This is a genomic window from Pseudomonas sp. EL_65y_Pfl2_R96 (assembly GCF_963970905.1).
Lineage (GTDB): Bacteria > Pseudomonadota > Gammaproteobacteria > Pseudomonadales > Pseudomonadaceae > Aquipseudomonas.
In genome coordinates this window covers 321,177-339,139 of sequence record NZ_CAXAQH010000003.1, presented here as the reverse complement: position 1 = coordinate 339,139, position 17,963 = coordinate 321,177, and the positions used below count along the sequence as shown (strand labels likewise).

Annotated in this window: 17 protein-coding genes and 1 tRNA gene; 9 read left to right on the top strand and 9 right to left on the bottom strand. The window is 59.3% G+C overall.

What is annotated here, in order from left to right; all coding sequences use genetic code 11:
* Positions 1-34: 34 nt before the first annotated feature.
* The 9 genes from arcC to AACY49_RS05850 all read left to right on the top strand — a co-directional run bounded on the left by arcC (position 35) and on the right by AACY49_RS05850 (position 10,631).
* A complete protein-coding gene (arcC, locus tag AACY49_RS05890) occupies positions 35-964 on the top strand; it encodes a carbamate kinase (RefSeq protein WP_339522296.1) in 930 nt (309 codons plus the stop codon).
* Between the two features lie 12 nt (positions 965-976).
* A complete protein-coding gene (locus AACY49_RS05885) occupies positions 977-1,339 on the top strand; it encodes a DUF5064 family protein (protein WP_258699417.1) in 363 nt (120 codons plus the stop codon).
* Positions 1,340-1,576: 237 nt separating this feature from the next.
* Complete coding sequence (locus AACY49_RS05880; protein WP_339522293.1) at positions 1,577-3,085, top strand: sigma-54-dependent transcriptional regulator; 1,509 nt, start codon at positions 1,577-1,579, stop codon at positions 3,083-3,085.
* Between the two features lie 365 nt (positions 3,086-3,450).
* On the top strand, positions 3,451-3,834 hold the full coding sequence (gcvH, locus tag AACY49_RS05875; protein ID WP_258699415.1) for a glycine cleavage system protein GcvH: 384 nt from the start codon (positions 3,451-3,453) through the stop codon (positions 3,832-3,834).
* A 12-nt stretch (positions 3,835-3,846) separates the two neighbouring features.
* A complete protein-coding gene (gene gcvP, locus AACY49_RS05870) occupies positions 3,847-6,699 on the top strand; it encodes an aminomethyl-transferring glycine dehydrogenase (RefSeq protein WP_339522291.1) in 2,853 nt (950 codons plus the stop codon).
* Positions 6,700-6,900: 201 nt separating this feature from the next.
* The gene (locus AACY49_RS05865) at positions 6,901-8,277 is read left to right on the top strand and encodes an L-serine ammonia-lyase (RefSeq protein ID WP_339522289.1); all 1,377 of its coding nucleotides are present in this window, start codon (positions 6,901-6,903) and stop codon (positions 8,275-8,277) included.
* Positions 8,278-8,315: 38 nt separating this feature from the next.
* Positions 8,316-9,440 carry a glycine cleavage system aminomethyltransferase GcvT gene (gene gcvT, locus AACY49_RS05860; protein ID WP_339522287.1) on the top strand — a complete coding sequence of 375 codons (1,125 nt, stop codon included), beginning with the start codon at positions 8,316-8,318 and terminating at the stop codon, positions 9,438-9,440.
* A gap of 392 nt (positions 9,441-9,832) precedes the next feature.
* The gene (locus AACY49_RS05855) at positions 9,833-10,045 is read left to right on the top strand and encodes a cold-shock protein (protein WP_003175786.1); all 213 of its coding nucleotides are present in this window, start codon (positions 9,833-9,835) and stop codon (positions 10,043-10,045) included.
* A 97-nt stretch (positions 10,046-10,142) separates the two neighbouring features.
* Complete coding sequence (locus tag AACY49_RS05850) at positions 10,143-10,631, top strand: RDD family protein (protein WP_258699411.1); 489 nt, start codon at positions 10,143-10,145, stop codon at positions 10,629-10,631.
* Positions 10,632-10,744: 113 nt separating this feature from the next.
* Here AACY49_RS05850 and nadA read toward each other — a convergent pair whose 3' ends face one another.
* The 9 genes from nadA to tolR form a co-directional block, all read right to left on the bottom strand.
* Entirely contained in the window at positions 10,745-11,803 is a 1,059-nt protein-coding gene (gene nadA, locus AACY49_RS05845) for a quinolinate synthase NadA (RefSeq protein WP_007934679.1), read from the bottom strand.
* A gap of 259 nt (positions 11,804-12,062) precedes the next feature.
* Positions 12,063-12,138 (bottom strand) — tRNA-Lys (locus AACY49_RS05840).
* Positions 12,139-12,201: 63 nt separating this feature from the next.
* Positions 12,202-12,894: a 7-cyano-7-deazaguanine synthase QueC gene (gene queC, locus AACY49_RS05835; RefSeq protein WP_258699410.1), complete on the bottom strand. Its 693-nt coding sequence runs from the start codon at positions 12,892-12,894 to the stop codon at positions 12,202-12,204.
* A gap of 1 nt (position 12,895) precedes the next feature.
* Entirely contained in the window at positions 12,896-13,543 is a 648-nt protein-coding gene (gene queE / locus AACY49_RS05830; RefSeq protein ID WP_258699409.1) for a 7-carboxy-7-deazaguanine synthase QueE, read from the bottom strand.
* 165 nt (positions 13,544-13,708) lie between these two features.
* The gene (gene ybgF / locus AACY49_RS05825; RefSeq protein ID WP_258699408.1) at positions 13,709-14,554 is read right to left on the bottom strand and encodes a tol-pal system protein YbgF; all 846 of its coding nucleotides are present in this window, start codon (positions 14,552-14,554) and stop codon (positions 13,709-13,711) included.
* 6 nt (positions 14,555-14,560) lie between these two features.
* Positions 14,561-15,058, bottom strand: coding sequence for a peptidoglycan-associated lipoprotein Pal (pal, locus tag AACY49_RS05820; protein WP_003178634.1), 498 nt, complete (start codon positions 15,056-15,058; stop codon positions 14,561-14,563).
* A 52-nt stretch (positions 15,059-15,110) separates the two neighbouring features.
* The gene (gene tolB, locus AACY49_RS05815) at positions 15,111-16,412 is read right to left on the bottom strand and encodes a Tol-Pal system beta propeller repeat protein TolB (protein ID WP_408980570.1); all 1,302 of its coding nucleotides are present in this window, start codon (positions 16,410-16,412) and stop codon (positions 15,111-15,113) included.
* Positions 16,409-17,488: a cell envelope integrity protein TolA gene (tolA, locus tag AACY49_RS05810; protein ID WP_258699407.1), complete on the bottom strand. Its 1,080-nt coding sequence runs from the start codon at positions 17,486-17,488 to the stop codon at positions 16,409-16,411. The genes tolB and tolA overlap by 4 nt, the downstream gene beginning before the upstream one ends.
* On the bottom strand, positions 17,488-17,940 hold the full coding sequence (gene tolR / locus AACY49_RS05805; RefSeq protein WP_258700677.1) for a protein TolR: 453 nt from the start codon (positions 17,938-17,940) through the stop codon (positions 17,488-17,490). Before tolR ends, tolA begins: the two co-directional genes overlap by 1 nt.
* Between the last annotated feature and the right edge of the window lie 23 nt (positions 17,941-17,963).

The following is a 17,963-nucleotide window of genomic DNA, read 5'->3' as shown; positions in this document are numbered from 1 at the left end:
ACGGGGATCACTGAACTCTTGAAAGGACTGCATTATGCGTATCGTCGTTGCTCTGGGCGGTAACGCCCTGCTCCGCCGGGGTGAACCCATGACCGCGGACAACCAGCGCGCCAACATCCGCGTCGCCACCGAACAGATCGCCAAGATTTATCCCGGCAACCAACTGGTGATCGCTCACGGTAATGGTCCGCAGGTCGGCCTGTTGTCACTGCAAGCGGCGGCCTACACCCAGGTTTCCCCTTACCCGCTGGACGTGCTCGGTGCCGAAACCGAAGGCATGATCGGCTACATCATCGAACAGGAACTGGGCAACCTGCTGGACTTCGAAGTCCCGCTCGCCACCCTGCTGACCCAGGTCGAAGTCGACCCCAACGACCCGGCGTTCCAGAGCCCCAGCAAACCGATCGGCCCGGTCTATACCAAGGCCGACGCAGAGAAACTCGCCGCCGAAAAAGGCTGGGCGATCGCCCCGGATGGCGACAAATTCCGGCGCGTGGTGGCCAGCCCGAAACCCAAACGCATCTTCGAAATCCGCCCGATCAAGTGGCTGCTGGACAAAGGTAGCATCGTGATTTGCGCTGGCGGTGGCGGCATCCCGACCATGTACGGCGCCGACGGTAAATTGCAGGGTGTGGAAGCGGTGATCGACAAAGACCTGTGCTCGGCGTTGCTGGCCGAACAACTTGAAAGCGAACTCTTGGTAATTGCCACCGACGTCAGCGCGGCGTTCATCAACTTCGGCAAACCCACCCAGAAAGCCATCGCCCAGGCCCACCCGGACGACATGGAAAAACTCGGCTTCGCGGCCGGTTCCATGGGACCAAAGGTCCAGGCGGCCTGCGAGTTCGCCCGCCATACTGGAAAAACCGCGGTGATCGGTTCACTCTCGGACATCGAAGCGATCGTCCAGGGCAAGGCCGGCACGCGTATCACTACGGCGACAGCTGGCATAACTTACTTGTAAGGAGAGACGCCAATGGCAATGTTCGAGCCCGGTCATCTGCACATCGAGCGCCACGCGCTGACCCCGGATGATGTCAACTACAACGTGCACCTCGACTATGAGGTCGCGCAGGATCCCAGGAAAGGCAAAGGGATACTGTTCACCATGCACGGCAGCATGCAGGGAAAGGACATGACGGAGACCTTCTTTCTGCCCAAGGAGGAGGCTTACAACTTCGCCAACAACGTGACGAAAATCGCCGAGAAGTACGGAATCCCGAAGACACACAGCCAGATCGGCTCGGTTCACAAGCATTACGATTTAATGTTTGAAGACATCCGCAAGCAGTTGGATATGAAATCCGGCGACCCGGTAAACCTCGAGAACTTCGAATAACCCACTGACCTTGTGGGAGCGAGCCTGCTCGCGATGACGGATTTTCATTCGCCATGGATGTCGACTGAAAGACCGCGACACACGACCTGTAGGAGCGAGGCTTGCCCGCGAAGCTTTTAGCGGTCTCGATGACCTCTTCGCGGGCAAGCCTCGCTCCTACAATTAGAACGCCATTTCACCTAAGACCCGCCCCAAGGCATACTTGCCACCCTCCGCACTCCAGAACCCAACCGCCCCATGCGCATCCACGTCAGTTTCATCGACCGCGTCGGAATCACCCAGGAAGTCCTGGCCCTGCTCGGTGGGCGCAATCTCAATCTGGATGCGGTGGAAATGGTCCCGCCCAACGTCTACATCGACGCCCCGACCTTGAGCCCGGCAGTGCTCGAAGAGCTGCGCGACGCGCTGTTCAGCGTGCGCGGCGTGCAAGCGGTGACGGTGGTCGACATTCTTCCCGGCCAGCGCCGTCACTTGCAGCTCGATGCGTTGCTCGCCGCCATGACCGACCCGGTGTTGGCCCTCGACAGCGCTGGCAAGGTGCTGCTAGCCAACCCGGCGCTGATTGCCCTGTACGGCCGAGAACCGGCAGGTGAAAGCATCAGCGAGCTGTTTTCCGATCCGGCGCTGCTCGACGCGTTGTTGGAAAACGGCTTTCGCCTGCCGCTGCGGGAGATAACCGTCAACGGCCAGACCCTGCTGCTGGACGCCACGCCGATCACCGACGCCGGTGCCCTGCTGACCCTGTATCAACCGAACCGCATCGGTGAACGTCTTTCGGCGCTGCACCACGATCACGCCGAAGGTTTCGATGCCCTGCTCGGCGAATCCCCGGCGATTCGTACGCTCAAGGCACGCGCCCAGCGAGTCGCGGCCCTTGATGCACCGTTACTGATTCAGGGCGAAACCGGCACCGGCAAAGAACTGGTGGCTCGCGCCTGCCACGCCATCAGTGCCCGCCACAGTTCGCCGTTCCTGGCCTTGAACTGCGCGGCACTGCCGGAAAACCTCGCCGAAAGCGAACTGTTCGGCTACGCCCCCGGCGCCTTCACCGGCGCACAACGGGGCGGCAAACCGGGGCTGATGGAACTGGCCAACCAAGGCACGGTATTTCTCGACGAGATTGGTGAAATGTCGCCGTACTTGCAGGCCAAATTGCTGCGCTTTCTCAACGACGGCAGCTTCCGCCGGGTCGGTGGCGATCGCGAAGTGAAGGTCAACGTGCGGATCCTCAGCGCGACTCACCGCGATCTGGAAAAAATGGTCAGCGAAGGCACCTTCCGCGAAGACTTGTTCTATCGCCTCAACGTGCTGAATGTCGAAGTTCCGCCGTTGCGCGAGCGCGGTCAGGACATTCTGCTGCTGGCGCGTTACTTCATGCAGCAGGCTTGCGCGCAGATCCAGCGCCCGGTCTGTCGCCTGGCTCCCGGCACTTATCCGGCGCTGCTCGGCAACCGTTGGCCGGGCAATGTGCGGCAATTGCAGAACGTGATCTTCCGTGCCGCGGCGATTTGCGAAAGCAGCCTGGTGGACATCGGCGACCTCGACATCGCTGGCACTTCCGTGGCGCGCCAGAGCGACAGCGAGGTCGATAGCCTTGAACAGGCCATGGAAGAGTTCGAGAAAACCTTGCTGGAAAAACTCTACGTCAGCTACCCCTCGACCCGCCAACTGGCCAGCCGCCTGCAAACCTCCCACACCGCGATTGCCCATCGGTTGCGCAAGTACGGTATTCCCAATAAGCCGTAAGGCTTCGGTACCGGACTAGCTGTATTGATCGTTCCCACGCGGAGCGTGGGAACGATCATTTGCTCAACTCAAAAGCGACCTCTATCTGTACTGAAAGCGCTACAGCGGAACGATATCGCTACACCCTCTCCTGATCACCGCTGTGCAAGGCTTTGATCCACCTCAGCTTTTTTCTTCAGTCTTGGCTGTATCGATTTCGCTACAGCCAGTCCATTTCAGCTTTTCGCAAAACAAAATAACTCATTGATTTATAAAGAATAAATAACATTGGCCGCGATTTTGCTAAGTAACCCCTCATAAATCAGGGCATTGCCCAAGCATTCAATCGCGTCCACCAGACGAGTCTGGCCCCCTTAGGAGTTTCCATGAGCGAGTTGCGTTTTACTGAAGATCACGAATGGCTGCGCACCGAAGCTGACGGCAGCGTCACGGTCGGCATCACCGCTTTCGCGCAGAACGCACTGGGCGACGTGGTTTTCGTACAACTGCCTGAGCTGCAGTCCTACGACAAAGGCGCTGAAGCCGCCACCGTGGAATCGGTAAAAGCCGCCAGCGGTGTGTACATGCCATTGAACGGTGAAGTGCTGGAAGTGAACCCGGCGCTGGACAGCAGCCCTGAACTGGTCAACGAAGATCCGCTGGGCGAAGGCTGGTTCTTCCGCTTCCAGCCAACCGACGCCTCGGCTGTCGGCCAACTGCTGGATCAAGACGCTTACGACCGTCTGATCAAAGCCAACGCCGAAGCCTGAGGAGCGCCCTACATGACTCAAGTAAACCTAAGCACTGCCAACGAATTCATCGCGCGCCACATCGGCCCGCGTGCAGGCGACGAGCAAGCCATGCTCAACAGCCTGGGCTTTGACTCCCTGGAAGCTCTGAGCGCCAGCGTCATTCCCGACAGCATCAAAGGCACCAGCGTCCTCGGCCTGGAAGACGGCCTGAGTGAAGCCGATGCCCTGGCGCTGATCAAATCCATCGCCGGCAAAAACCAGCTGTTCAAGACCTACATCGGCCAGGGCTACTACGGCACTCACACGCCGTCGCCGATCCTGCGCAACCTGCTGGAAAACCCGGCCTGGTACACCGCTTACACCCCGTACCAACCAGAAATTTCCCAAGGGCGTCTCGAAGCGCTGCTGAACTTCCAGACCCTGATCAGCGACCTGACCGGCCTGCCGATCGCCAATGCCTCCCTGCTCGACGAAGCCACCGCCGCTGCCGAAGCCATGACTTTCTGCAAACGCCTGAGCAAGAACAAAGGCAGCCACGCGTTCTTCGCCTCGGTTCACTGCCACCCACAGACCCTCGACGTCCTGCGCACCCGTGCCGAGCCGTTGGGCATCGACGTGGTGGTGGGCGATGAGCGCGAACTGACCGACGTCAGCGCATTCTTCGGCGCCCTGCTGCAATACCCGGCCAGCAACGGGGACGTGTTCGACTACCGCGAACTGACCGAGCGCCTCCACGCAGCTAATGCGCTGGTCGCGGTTGCCGCTGACCTGCTGGCCCTGACCGTGCTGACCCCGCCGGGCGAATTCGGCGCCGACGTGGCCATCGGCAGCGCCCAACGTTTCGGCGTGCCGCTGGGCTTCGGTGGTCCGCACGCGGCTTACTTCTCCACCAAGGATGCGTTCAAGCGCGACATGCCGGGCCGTCTGGTCGGCGTTTCCGTGGACCGTTTCGGCAAGCCGGCCCTGCGCCTGGCCATGCAGACCCGCGAACAACATATCCGCCGCGAGAAAGCCACCAGCAACATTTGCACCGCACAGGTACTGTTGGCCAACATCGCCAGCATGTACGCCGTGTACCACGGTCCGAAAGGCCTGACGCAGATTGCCAAGCGCATTCATCACCTGACCGCGATCCTCGCCAAAGGCTTGAGCGCATTGGGCCTCGGCGTCGAGCAAGCAAACTTCTTCGACACGTTGACGATTAAGACCGGCGCGCAAACTGCAGCTCTGCACGACAAGGCTCGTGCTCAGAAGATCAACCTGCGCGTGGTCGATGGCGAACGTCTGGGTCTGTCCCTGGACGAAACCACCAGCCAGGCCGACGTCGAAACCCTGTGGAGCGTGCTGGCCAACGGCAAGGCACTGCCGGACTTCGCAGCTCTCGCCGCCTCGGTCGAAAGCCGCATCCCGGCAGCGCTGGTTCGCCAATCGCCGATCCTCAGCCACCCGGTGTTCAACCGTTATCACTCGGAAACCGAGCTGATGCGCTACCTGCGCAAACTCGCCGACAAGGACCTGGCCCTGGATCGCACCATGATCCCGCTGGGTTCCTGCACCATGAAACTCAACGCCGCCAGCGAAATGATCCCGGTGACCTGGGCTGAATTCGGCGCCCTGCACCCATTCGCCCCGGCCGAGCAAAGCGCCGGCTATCAGCAGCTGACCGATGAGCTGGAAGCAATGCTCTGCGCCGCCACCGGTTACGACTCGATATCCCTGCAACCGAACGCCGGCTCGCAAGGCGAGTACGCCGGTCTGTTGGCGATCCGTGCCTACCACCAGAGCCGTGGCGAAGACCGTCGCGACATCTGCCTGATCCCCTCGTCCGCCCACGGCACCAACCCGGCCACCGCCAACATGGCTGGCATGCGTGTGGTCGTGACCGCCTGCGATGCCCGCGGCAACGTCGACATCGAAGACCTGCGCGCCAAGGCCATCGAGCACCGCGAACACCTCGCCGCGCTGATGATCACCTACCCGTCGACCCACGGCGTGTTCGAAGAAGGCATCCGCGAAATCTGCGGCATCATTCACGACAACGGCGGCCAGGTGTACATCGACGGCGCGAACATGAACGCCATGGTCGGCCTCTGCGCACCCGGCAAGTTCGGCGGCGACGTGTCCCACCTGAACCTGCACAAAACCTTCTGCATCCCCCACGGCGGTGGCGGCCCGGGCGTCGGCCCGATTGGCGTCAAGTCGCACCTGACGCCGTTCCTGCCGGGCCACGCCCAGATGGAACGCAAGGAAGGCGCGGTCTGCGCCGCACCGTTCGGCAGCGCGAGCATTCTGCCGATCACCTGGATGTACATTCGAATGATGGGTGGCGCGGGTCTCAAGCGTGCTTCGCAACTGGCGATCCTCAATGCCAACTACATTTCCCGTCGCCTCGAAGAGCACTACCCGGTGCTGTACACCGGCAGCAACGGTCTGGTGGCGCACGAATGCATCCTCGACCTGCGTCCGTTGAAAGACAGCAGCGGCATCAGCGTCGATGACGTGGCCAAGCGCCTGATCGACTTCGGCTTCCATGCCCCGACCATGTCGTTCCCGGTGGCCGGCACGTTGATGATCGAACCGACCGAAAGCGAATCCAAGGAAGAACTGGACCGCTTCTGCGACGCCATGATCCGCATCCGCGAAGAAATCCGCGCGGTGGAAAACGGCACGCTCGACAAGGACGACAACCCGCTGAAAAACGCTCCGCACACTGCCGCGGAAATCGTCGGCGAGTGGACGCATCCGTACAGCCGTGAGCAAGCGGTTTACCCGGTAGCGTCGCTGATCGAAGGCAAGTACTGGCCACCGGTCGGTCGCGTCGACAACGTGTTTGGCGATCGCAACCTGGTCTGCGCCTGCCCGTCGATCGAAAGCTACGCTTGATCTATAGGGGGCGGGTTCGCTCGCCCCCCTTTTCAAGAACACCACAACACTTGTGGGAGCTGGCTTGCCTGCGATGGCGGTGTATCAGGCGACTGAGATGCTGACTGTCCTACCGTCATCGCAGGCAAGCCAGCTCCCACAGGATCGTATTTAGTCAAAAGATTTCCGCCAATTCCTATAACAAGAAACCGGAGAACAACCATGTCGTTAAGCGTGTTCGACCTGTTCAAGATTGGCATCGGCCCCTCCAGCTCCCACACCGTCGGCCCGATGCGTGCGGCTGCACGTTTCGCCGAAGGTCTGCGCCGTGAAGGGCTGCTGGCGGCAACCACCTGCGTCAAAGTCGAGCTTTACGGCTCGCTCGGCGCCACCGGCAAAGGCCACGGCAGCGACAAGGCCGTATTGCTGGGCCTGGAAGGTGAACACCCGGACACCGTAGACACCGAAACCATCGCCGCCCGCCTGCAAGAGATTCGCGGCAACGGTCGCCTGAACCTGCTCGGCGAACACAGCATTGCGTTCAACGAGAAAGAACACCTGGCGATGATCCGCAAACCGTTGGCCTATCACCCCAATGGCATGATCTTTCGCGCGTTCGACGCGGCGGGTCTGCAGGTGCGCAGCCGTGAGTATTACTCGGTCGGTGGCGGGTTCGTGGTCGATGAAGATGCCGCCGGCGCCGACCGCATCGTAGAAGACGCCACACCGCTGACCTTCCCGTTCAAAAGCGCCAAGGACCTGCTCGGTCACTGCAGCACCTACGGCCTGTCGATCAGTCAGGTGATGCTGACCAACGAAAGTGCCTGGCGCCCGGAAGCGGAGACTCGTGCCGGTTTGCTGAAGATCTGGCAAGTGATGCAAGACTGCGTCACCGCCGGTTGCCGCAACGAAGGCATCCTTCCCGGTGGACTGAAGGTCAAACGTCGGGCTGCGGCGCTGCATCGGCAACTGTGCAACAACCCGGAATCGTCGCTGCGCGATCCGCTGTCGGTGCTGGACTGGGTCAACCTGTACGCCCTGGCGGTCAACGAGGAAAACGCCAACGGCGGACGCGTGGTCACCGCACCTACCAACGGTGCAGCCGGAATCATCCCGGCGGTGCTGCATTACTACATGCGCTTCATCCCCGGCGCCAACGAAGACGGCGTGGTGCGTTTTCTGCTGACGGCCGCCGCGATCGGCATTCTGTACAAGGAAAACGCCTCGATTTCCGGTGCCGAAGTCGGCTGTCAGGGCGAGGTCGGCGTTGCCTGCTCCATGGCCGCCGGCGCCTTGTGCGAAGTGCTGGGTGGCACGGTGCAGCAAGTGGAAAACGCGGCCGAAATCGGCATGGAACACAACCTCGGCCTGACCTGCGACCCGATTGGCGGGCTGGTGCAAGTGCCTTGCATCGAGCGCAACGCCATGGGTTCGGTCAAGGCCATCAATGCGGTGCGCATGGCCCTGCGTGGCGACGGTCAGCACTTCGTCTCCCTCGACAAGGTCATCCGCACCATGCGCCAGACCGGCGCCGACATGAAAAGCAAATACAAGGAAACCGCCCGTGGCGGTTTGGCGGTCAACATTATCGAGTGCTGATGCTCACGCGCATCTGCACACTTTTTCAGGAGCTGTATATGTCCACCGAACAACTGTTGAAAACCCCGCTGCACGCACTGCACCTCGAACTCGGCGCTCGCATGGTGCCGTTCGCCGGCTATGACATGCCAGTGCAATACCCGTTGGGCGTGATGAAAGAACACCAGCACACCCGTGACCAGGCCGGGCTGTTCGATGTGTCGCACATGGGCCAGATCCGCCTGACCGGCGCCAACGCCGCCAAAGCCCTGGAAACCCTGGTGCCGGTGGACATCATCGACCTGCCGGTGGGCATGCAGCGCTACGCTATGTTCACCAACGAGGCCGGTGGCATCCTCGACGACTTGATGGTCGCCAACCTGGGTAACGACGAGCTGTTCCTGGTGGTCAATGCGGCCTGCAAGGATCAGGACCTGGCTCACTTGCGCCAGCACATCGGCGGCCAGTGCAGCATCGAACCGCTGTTCGAAGAGCGTGCCCTGCTCGCTCTGCAAGGCCCGGCCGCCGTCACCGTGCTCGCCCGCCTGGCGCCGGACGTTGCGAAGATGACCTTCATGCAGTTCACCCGCGTGAAACTATTGGGCGTGGACTGCTTTGTCAGCCGTTCGGGCTACACCGGTGAAGACGGCTTCGAAATTTCCGTGCCGGCGGCCAATGCCGAAGCGCTGGCTCGCGCCCTGCTGGCCGAACCGGAAGTGGCGGCCATCGGCCTCGGCGCTCGCGACTCCCTGCGCCTTGAAGCCGGCCTGTGCCTCTACGGCCATGACATGAACACCGACACCACGCCGATCGAAGCAAGCCTGCTGTGGGCCATCTCCAAGCCTCGACGTGCCGATGGCGCGCGGGCCGGCGGCTTCCCAGGCGCTGAAACCGTGTTTGCGCAACAGCAGGCCGGTGTCAGCCGCAAGCGCGTGGGCCTGCTACCGCAAGAACGCACGCCCGTGCGCGAAGGCGCCGAGATCGTCAACGACGCCGGCGACATCATCGGCAGCGTGTGCAGCGGCGGCTTCGGCCCCACCCTAGGCGGTCCGTTGGCCATGGGTTATCTCGACAGTGCTTATATCGTTTTGGATACGCCGGTTTGGGCCATTGTGCGTGGGAAAAAGGTGCCTTTGCTTGTAAGCAAAATGCCATTCGTTCCACAACGCTACTATCGCGGTTGATTGACTGTTTCTATAAGTAACGCGGTTGCGTTAACAGTGCACTAATCTGTAACGCAACCGCCATAAAATAGTGCGTGCGCTTCGTTTATGAACACTACTTATAACGATCGAAAACAATTGGACAACGCTATCGAATAAGCCTGCACTAGTGCGCCCTCTAACTGCAATCAACCTGAGGAAATCCGGGCCTTCGCAGGGCTTGTTTTTTCTCCCGTAGTTGGCGTAGAGTTTGTTCACTGTGTTTGCATGGGTCGCTTGGAATCGTGACCTGGGCAGTAGCCTACAAGTTAGCTACATCCCGTTCGACGTCTTCTTACTTTCCTGCAACCAGCCCCAGTACTCTTTCACGAGAAGGAGACTGTCATTCATTTTTGCGTCAAAGGAAATAAGAAATGTCCCAACGTCAGAGCGGTACCGTCAAGTGGTTTAACGACGAGAAAGGTTTTGGTTTTATCACTCCAGAAAGCGGTCCGGATCTGTTCGTACATTTCCGCGCTATTCAGGGCAACGGCTTCAAGAGTCTGAAAGAAGGCCAGAAAGTGACTTTCGTTGCTGTGCAAGGCCAGAAAGGCATGCAGGCTGACGAAGTACAAGCAGAAGCCTGATCCTTCTGTAACGAAAAAGCCCCTGATGGCTGACATCAGGGGCTTTTTTGTGCGCGTAAATCCGTAAAATGGCTTCTTTTTCCGCTCAGAGGCCGCCATGTCGAAACACCTGCTCAACCCACAGGGCGACTTTCCCGCCGTCGGCCTGGGCCGTCGCCTGGCAGCGATGTTCTACGACTTCCTGTTGTGCACCGCCCTGCTGATCGTCACCAGCGGCATCTACAAGATGATCCAGATGGCGATTATCGGCGAAGACCAGATGCGCACCCTGACCGAAGCCGGCGCGCTGGACGGTGATCCACTGCTGTCGACGGTGCTGCTGTTCGTGCTGTTCGGCTTCTTCGCCAAGTTCTGGACCTGGTCGGGCCAGACCCTGGGCATGCAGGTGTGGTGCATTCGTGTGCAAAACGCCGACGGTTCATCCATCAGTCTGTGGCAGGCACTGTTGCGCTTTGTGGTGTCGATCGCGTCCTGGCTATGCCTCGGGCTGGGGTTCTTCTGGTCGCTGTTCGACAAGCAGAAGCGCAGCTGGCATGACATCTATTCCAACACCCAGCTCGTACGCATTCCAAAGAAAACCAAGTAACTGTGGCGAGGGAGCTTGCTCCCGCTGGGGTGCGAAGCGCCCCCAAATGCGGCTGCTGCGCAACCGAACGGGAGCAAGCTCCCTCGCCACAACAGCTCTCGCCACAGTAAGTGTTAGGCGTTGCCGGCCAACTTCATCCGCGCCGCCTGAGTGAAATCAAGCATCCGCTTCAACGGCCGAATCGCCTGCGGAATCAACGCCGGGTCAACGAAGATCTCGTTGGTCCCTTCACGCAAGCTCTTCAGCGTGCGCTCAAGGGTATTCATCGCCATCCACGGGCAATGTGCGCAACTGCGGCACGCTGCGCCGTTACCGGCCGTTGGCGCCTCGATGAAGACCTTGTCCGGGCACAGCTGCTGCATCTTGTAGAAGATGCCACGGTCGGTCGCGACGATCAGGGTCTTGTTCGGCAGGCTTTGCGCAGCAGCGATCAGCTGACTGGTGGAACCCACCGCATCGGCCAATTCGATCACTGCGGTCGGCGACTCCGGATGCACCAGAATGGCCGCATCCGGGTACAGCGCCTTCATGTCTTCGAGTTGCTTGGCCTTGAACTCTTCGTGGACGATGCAGGCACCGTCCCACAGCAGCATGTCGGCGCCGGTCTTGCGCTGAATGTAAGTGCCCAGGTGCTTGTCCGGCCCCCAGATGATGGTTTCGCCGTTATCCATCAGGCTTTCGACAATTTCCAGCGCGCAGCTGGAAGTCACCACCCAATCCGCCCGGGCTTTGACCGCCGCCGAGGTGTTGGCATACACCACCACCGTGCGTTCCGGGTGCTGATCGCAGAACGCCGAAAACTCGTCCACCGGGCAACCGAGGTCCAGCGAGCAGGTCGCTTCCAGGGTCGGCATCAGCACGCGTTTTTCAGGGTTGAGGATTTTCGCGGTCTCGCCCATGAATTTCACACCGGCGACCACCACGGTCTTGGCCGGGTGGGCATTGCCGAAGCGAGCCATCTCCAGCGAGTCGGAGACACAGCCACCGGTTTCTTCGGCCAGGGCCTGAATGACCGGATCGCAATAGAAGTGGGCAACCAGCACCGCGTCCTGAGCCTTGAGCTCGGCGGCAATGGCAGTGCGGTAATAAGCCTCCTCCTCGGCCGTCAGCGGCTTGGGCTGCTTGGCATCGAGATGGGCTTGAACCAGAAGGCGTTCGGAAATCTGCGTCATGTTCGCAAGACCTGCAGGCGCTTTCGCGCGAAAGTCGAGTATACACCCGGCTCCGGACCCTTCGGGGTACCGCCGGGAAAGTGAGTATTCATCAGGCGTGGACAGCGTTGAAGCTGCGCAAGGCTACAGAATATCCCGTTGATGCAAAAGATGATTCTGACCTGCGTCACCCGGACTGAGACGACCCCAAATCGCGGGCAAAAAAAATCCGGAAATCCTCACTTGCGTGGGCCTTCCAGACTTTTAAAACAGCAAAAAATGGTGGGTCGTGTGGGATTCGAACCTACGACCAATTGGTTAAAAGCCAACTGCTCTACCAACTGAGCTAACGACCCGCTGTGTGGTGGCGCGTATAATACTGATTTTTAAAGGTTATTCAACACCTAATTTGAAATAAATCAGAAATAAGGGGTTGGGTCCGTAACGCCGGCCGCAGCGAAGCCTTCTGCACGCAGACGGCAGCTGTCGCATTTACCGCAGGCACGGCCGTTATCGTCCGCCTGATAACAGGAAACGGTCAGCCCGTAATCGACGCCAAGTTTCACGCCCGCCTGAACGATCTGCGCCTTGCTCAGGTTCTGCAGTGGCGCCTGAATACGGAAGCCCTGCCCTTCGACTCCGGCCTTGGTCGCCAAATTGGCCATGCGTTCGAAGGCTTCGATGAACTCGGGACGGCAATCCGGGTACCCGGAGTAATCCACCGCGTTTACACCGATAAAGATGTCACGCGCGCCCAGCACTTCGGCCCAGCCCAGCGCCAGGGACAGAAACACAGTATTGCGCGCCGGCACGTAAGTCACCGGAATGCCTTCGCTCGGCGTTTCCGGTACGTCGATGGAACTGTCGGTCAGGGCCGAGCCGCCGATGCCGTTCAGGTTCAGGCCGATCACCTTGTGCTCGACCACACCCAGGTCACGAGCAATACGCTCGGCGGCATGCAGTTCGGCACGATGGCGCTGACCGTAATCAAAGCTCATGGTGTAGCAGCTATAACCGTCGGCACGGGCCATGGCCACGACCGTCGCCGAGTCGAGACCACCGGACAGCAGGATGACCGCACGTTTTTCCACAGTGTTCAGTTGCTCCATCATTTCAGCGCCCCGGCTCGTCATTCCAAAGATATTTATGCAGCTGCAATTGCAGACGCACTGGCAGATTGTCCGCCACCACCCACTCCGCCAGATCACGCGCATTCAGATCGTGGTGACTTGGCGAGAACAGGACTTCGCCGGCACGCCGGTCAAGACCGTACTGGATCAGCTTGGACACAGCCCAGTCGTAGTCTTCCCGCGAGCAGATGACAAACTTCACCTGATCGTTGGGCGTGAGCAGTTCAATGTTCTCGTAACGGTTACGGTGTGCTTCTTTCGAGCCAGGGGTTTTCAGGTCGACGACGCGACTGACCCGTGGATCGACCGCCGAGATATCCAGGGCGCCACTGGTTTCCAGCGACACTTCGTAGCCGGCGTCACACAACTGCTTGAGCAAGGGGATGGCATTCGGTTGCGCCAGAGGTTCGCCACCCGTGACACAGACGTAACGTGGGCGAAAACCAGCCACTTGCTCGAGGATATCGTCGAGAGTGCGGATAGTGCCGCCAGTGAACGCGTAGGCGCTGTCGCAGTATTGGCAACGCAATGGGCAACCGGTCAGGCGCACAAAAACAGTGGGCAGCCCGGCAGTCCGCGTTTCACCCTGCAACGAGTAGAAAACTTCGGTGATTCTCAATGTGTCTTGCATAGTCGCCACGGGCGTAACAGCTAAACAGGCTGTCCGCCTCCGTCAGGCACTTCAAGGAACCCCGCCAACGCGCAGATCCCAAAAAGCGTGTTTCATAAAAAGGGCATGAATTCTAACGAAAAAACCCGCGACAAGCGCGGGTTTCTTCAAAACGGTCAAACAGGCTTACATACGCTGCAAGTCGCGTTGCGCCAGCTGAGCGGCGGAAGTGCCCGGATATTGGGACACGACCTGTTGCAGAATACCTTTGACCCGGTCGGTATGACCGAGACGGCGCTCTACATCAGCGAGCTTGTACAGCGAATCAGGCACTTTGGGGTGCTTGGGGTACAGCTGCGAAACCTTGGCGAATGCCTGACCCGCACCTTGCAGATCGCCTTTGGCCAGGTTCACTTCACCCAACCAGTACTGGGCATTGCCCGCGTATTGGCTGTTGGGGTATTTGCGCAGGAATGCGGAGAAAGCCTGGCTGGCCTTGTCGAAATCCTTGGCTTTGATCAGGTCGAAGGCTGCATCGTAATACAGTTTTTCCTTCGCAGGGTCAGCCGGCTCACCACCTGCGGCCGGAGCTGGGGCTTGAGCGGCTACCGCTCCCGCACCTGCGCCGGCTGCCGCACCGGGGGCATTCAAATTGCCACCGGCGGAAGAATTATCAGGAGTCGCGGCTGGTGCAACGCCGGTTCCTATGCGCCGATCAAGATCCTGATATCGCTCCAGGTTCTCTTGCTTCATGCGCGCTACATCATTTTGCAGAACTTCGATGATGCCTTGTTGGCGCGAGATCTGCTCCTGCATCGATTGCAGTTGGTTGAACAGCTCGCCCTGTGCCGAGACAGGGGCCGAAACCCCTCCCCCGGCATAGGCGCCGTTCGTACCGTAACCTGCAGGCGGATAACTGCTCCCGCTATTGTTATAACCGGAGTTGTCCTCGACCACAGGAACCGCAGCCCACACCGCAAGCGGTGCGAGGCTGAGAGCCAGAACAGTTACAGCACGACGGCACGTTCGCATGACGAATTACTTACGCAGTTCGACGCGACGGTTTTGAGCCCAGGACTGCTCGTCGTTGCCGGTAGCAACTGGACGCTCTTCGCCGTAGGAAACCAGTTCCAGCTGAGCTGGGGATACACCTTGCAGTACCAGGTAGCGCTGAACGGCTTTCGCACGACGCTCGCCCAGTGCCATGTTGTACTCACGAGTACCACGTTCGTCGGTGTTGCCTTCCAGAACAACGCGAGCGCCGTTTGCTTTCAGGTCTTTGGCGTGAACGTCCAGAGCGCGCATGGCTTCTGGCTTCAGGTCCGAGCTGTCGTATTCGAAGTAGAAGGTGGTGATTGCGCGCAGAGCAGCTTCTTCGCTCAGGGAGCCGTCAACAGCACCAGTGTTAGCGCCGTAACCAGCGTTTGGATCAACAGCGCCTTCACCGGCGTTGTCGCCGCCTTTGGACGAGCAACCTACAGCTACAGCCATGGCCAGAGCCAGCGCAGCAAATTTACCAAACTTCAGCATTTCCATCGTGAAACTCCTAATGAACCCCAGTGTGTTAAGTACAACGTGTAGCGCCGCGTCAGTTCAGGTAAGGGGACCAGGACGGTTCTCTGACTTCGCCTTGTGCGGTAGGAAGCGGGAGCCTCACGCGTCCATTAATGGACACGAGCATCAAGACTCCCCGGCCCTGCTGGCGGGTGGCGTAGATTACCATGGTGCCGTTGGGCGCAACAGTAGGTGACTCGTCCAGAGTGCTATCAGTGAGGATCTTTACACTACCTCGCTGCAAATCCTGGGCCGCCACCTTGAAATTGGTGAAACCATCCTGGCGGTGAATCATCACCAGGGTCTTTTCATCGGCCGACAGTTTAGGGTTGGCGTTGTAGTTACCGATGAAGGTCACACGCTCCGCACCACCACCGCCTGCGCTGGTTTTGTAGATCTGTGGTTTACCGCCTCGGTCGGAGGTGAAGTAGATGGTTGAACCATCCTTGCCCCAGAACGGTTCGGTGTTGATGCCAGGACCATTGGTGACGCGAGTGATCTGACGCGAACCCAGGTTCATCACGTAGATGTCCGGGTTACCGTCTTTCGACAACACGAATGCCAGACGATTGCCATCCGGCGACCAGGCTGGCGCACCGTTCAGGCCTTCGAAGTTGGTGATCTGCTCGCGGCGACCGGTGTCGATGTTCTGCATGAAAATGCGCGGACGCTTCTGCTCGAACGACACGTAGGCAATGCGTTTGCCATCCGGTGCAAAACGCGGCGACAGAATCGGCTCACGCGATTGCAGCAGCGTCACGGCACGGGCACCGTCATAGTCCGAACGTTGCAGTGTGTAGCGAGTGTTCTTCTCGGAGAAACGCTCGGCCGTCACGTACAGCAGACGTGTCGAGAACGCACCTTTGATACCGGTGAGCTTTTCGAACGACTGGTCGGAGATGTAGTGCGCCATGTCGCGCAGTTGCTCGACGCTGCCCGAGACACTGCCGTCCGCTACTTTCTGTTCGGTCGCGACGTTGAACAGCGAGTATTGCACCTGCAGGCGACCGCCCGCCGGAACAATGCTGCCGACCATGACGTACTGGGCACCCACCGCCTTGAAGTCACGGAAGATGATTTCGCTGGCCTGGCTTGGCTGGCTGATCATGTTCTGTTTCGGAATCGGCGAGTAGTAACCCGAGTTGCGCAGGTCGTTACCGATAATTTCAGCCATGTCGTCCGGCAGCACGCTGCCGCCCTGGAAGCCGAACGGCACTACTGCGATCGGAGTGGCCCGATCACTGCCGCTGGTGACCAGAATGTTTTTTTCATCGGCTGCCGCTATCCCTGCCAGGCAGCAGATAACGACAAGCATTCCTCGAAGAAGGTTTTTCACAAGGCTAGATCCTCAGGTGTGAATGTCATCTTGAATGAACGATACGGAGCGAAATCACTCGGCTTCATTCCCTGCATTTCTGTCAAACGTCCAATGTTCTTGACCGCCGCTACAGCGGAAGCGTCAAACGGACCATCGCCACTGGACTTGGCCACGCTGACCGAAGTCACCGTACCGTCCGGCAACATGCCGATTTGCAACACGACCGTCATGCCTTTGCGTGCCGAAGGTGGACGAGCCCAGCCTTCCGCCGCACGAACACGAATCAGATCATCGAAACTGCCGGCGACTTCGTCACCCTGCTCATCGGCCAAGGCCTGCTGGCGCTGCGGCGTGTCGGAAAGCAAATCTGCCAGGGCCTGGGCCTTTTTGTCTTCGGCGGATTTACGTGCCGCTTCCTGCGATTTTTTCTTCGCGGCATCGGCAGCAGCTTTCTTCTTCGCTTCGTCGGCGATTTTCTTCTTCGCCTCTTCAGCTTCAGCTTTCTTCTTGGCGTCTTCCGCGGCTTTCTTCTTCGCGTCTTCGACGATCTTTTTCTTCGCTTCTTCAGCGGCCGCTTTCTTGGCCTCTTCTTCAGCGGCTTTCTTGGCTTCTTCTTCGGCTTTCTTCTTGGCTATATCAGCCAATTGTTTCTCTTCGGCCTTTTTGGCTTCGGCGGTCTTCTTCGCTTCGTCGGCTTTCTTGGCTTCATCAGCCTTTTTCGCCTCTTCCGCTTTCTTCGACTCGTCGGCCTTCTTGGCTTCCTCGGCCTTTTGAGCCGCTTCTTCTTTCTTTTGTTCCGCAGCCTTCACCGCTTCCTGCTCGACCTTCTTCTGTTCCATCTGTTCGACTTCGGTCTGGCGCGCAGCAGATTTCTGCGCCTCACCCGCAATCTTCTGATTGGTCTGGGTGGTCGCCCGACTTTTCGATTTCAGCTGGTACAGGGTTGCCTGGACAATCGGCTTGGCCGGCGGCAATTCCGGTGTGAAGGCGAAACTGACGAACAGCATGCCGAAAACCAGCACGTGCAAGACAATCGCCCAGACACTAGGCCAGAAGTAGCTTTCCGAGGCGGACGGCTCTCGCATTTGCTGCATCAGGGTGCCTCGGTAATCAAGCCAACATTACCGACCCCGGCTTTCTGCAACCCGCCCATGGCGCCCATGACGGAGCCGTAATCGACGGTCTTGTCACCGCGAATGAACACCTGCGTGCGCTTACCGTTACCATTGCCGGCGTCGATGATCTTTTTCACGGCTTCGGTCATTTGCGGCAAGGTCATGGCCTTGTCCTGCTGCTTATCGGTGTCGACTTCGCTGCCAAGGTTCCAGTAGTAGGTCTTGTCAGCCTTGATCGAAATGGTCAGGACCTGAGTGTTGTTGTCCTGCGGCAAGGCTTCGCTGGAAACCTTGGGCAGATCAACTTTCACGCCCTGATTGAGCATCGGCGCGGTCACCATGAAAATGACCAGCAGTACCAACATCACGTCGATGTAAGGCACCACGTTCATCTCGGCAACCGGCTTGCGCTTTTTGCGAGCTCGAGCGATTAAAGCCATTGGAAATTACCTGC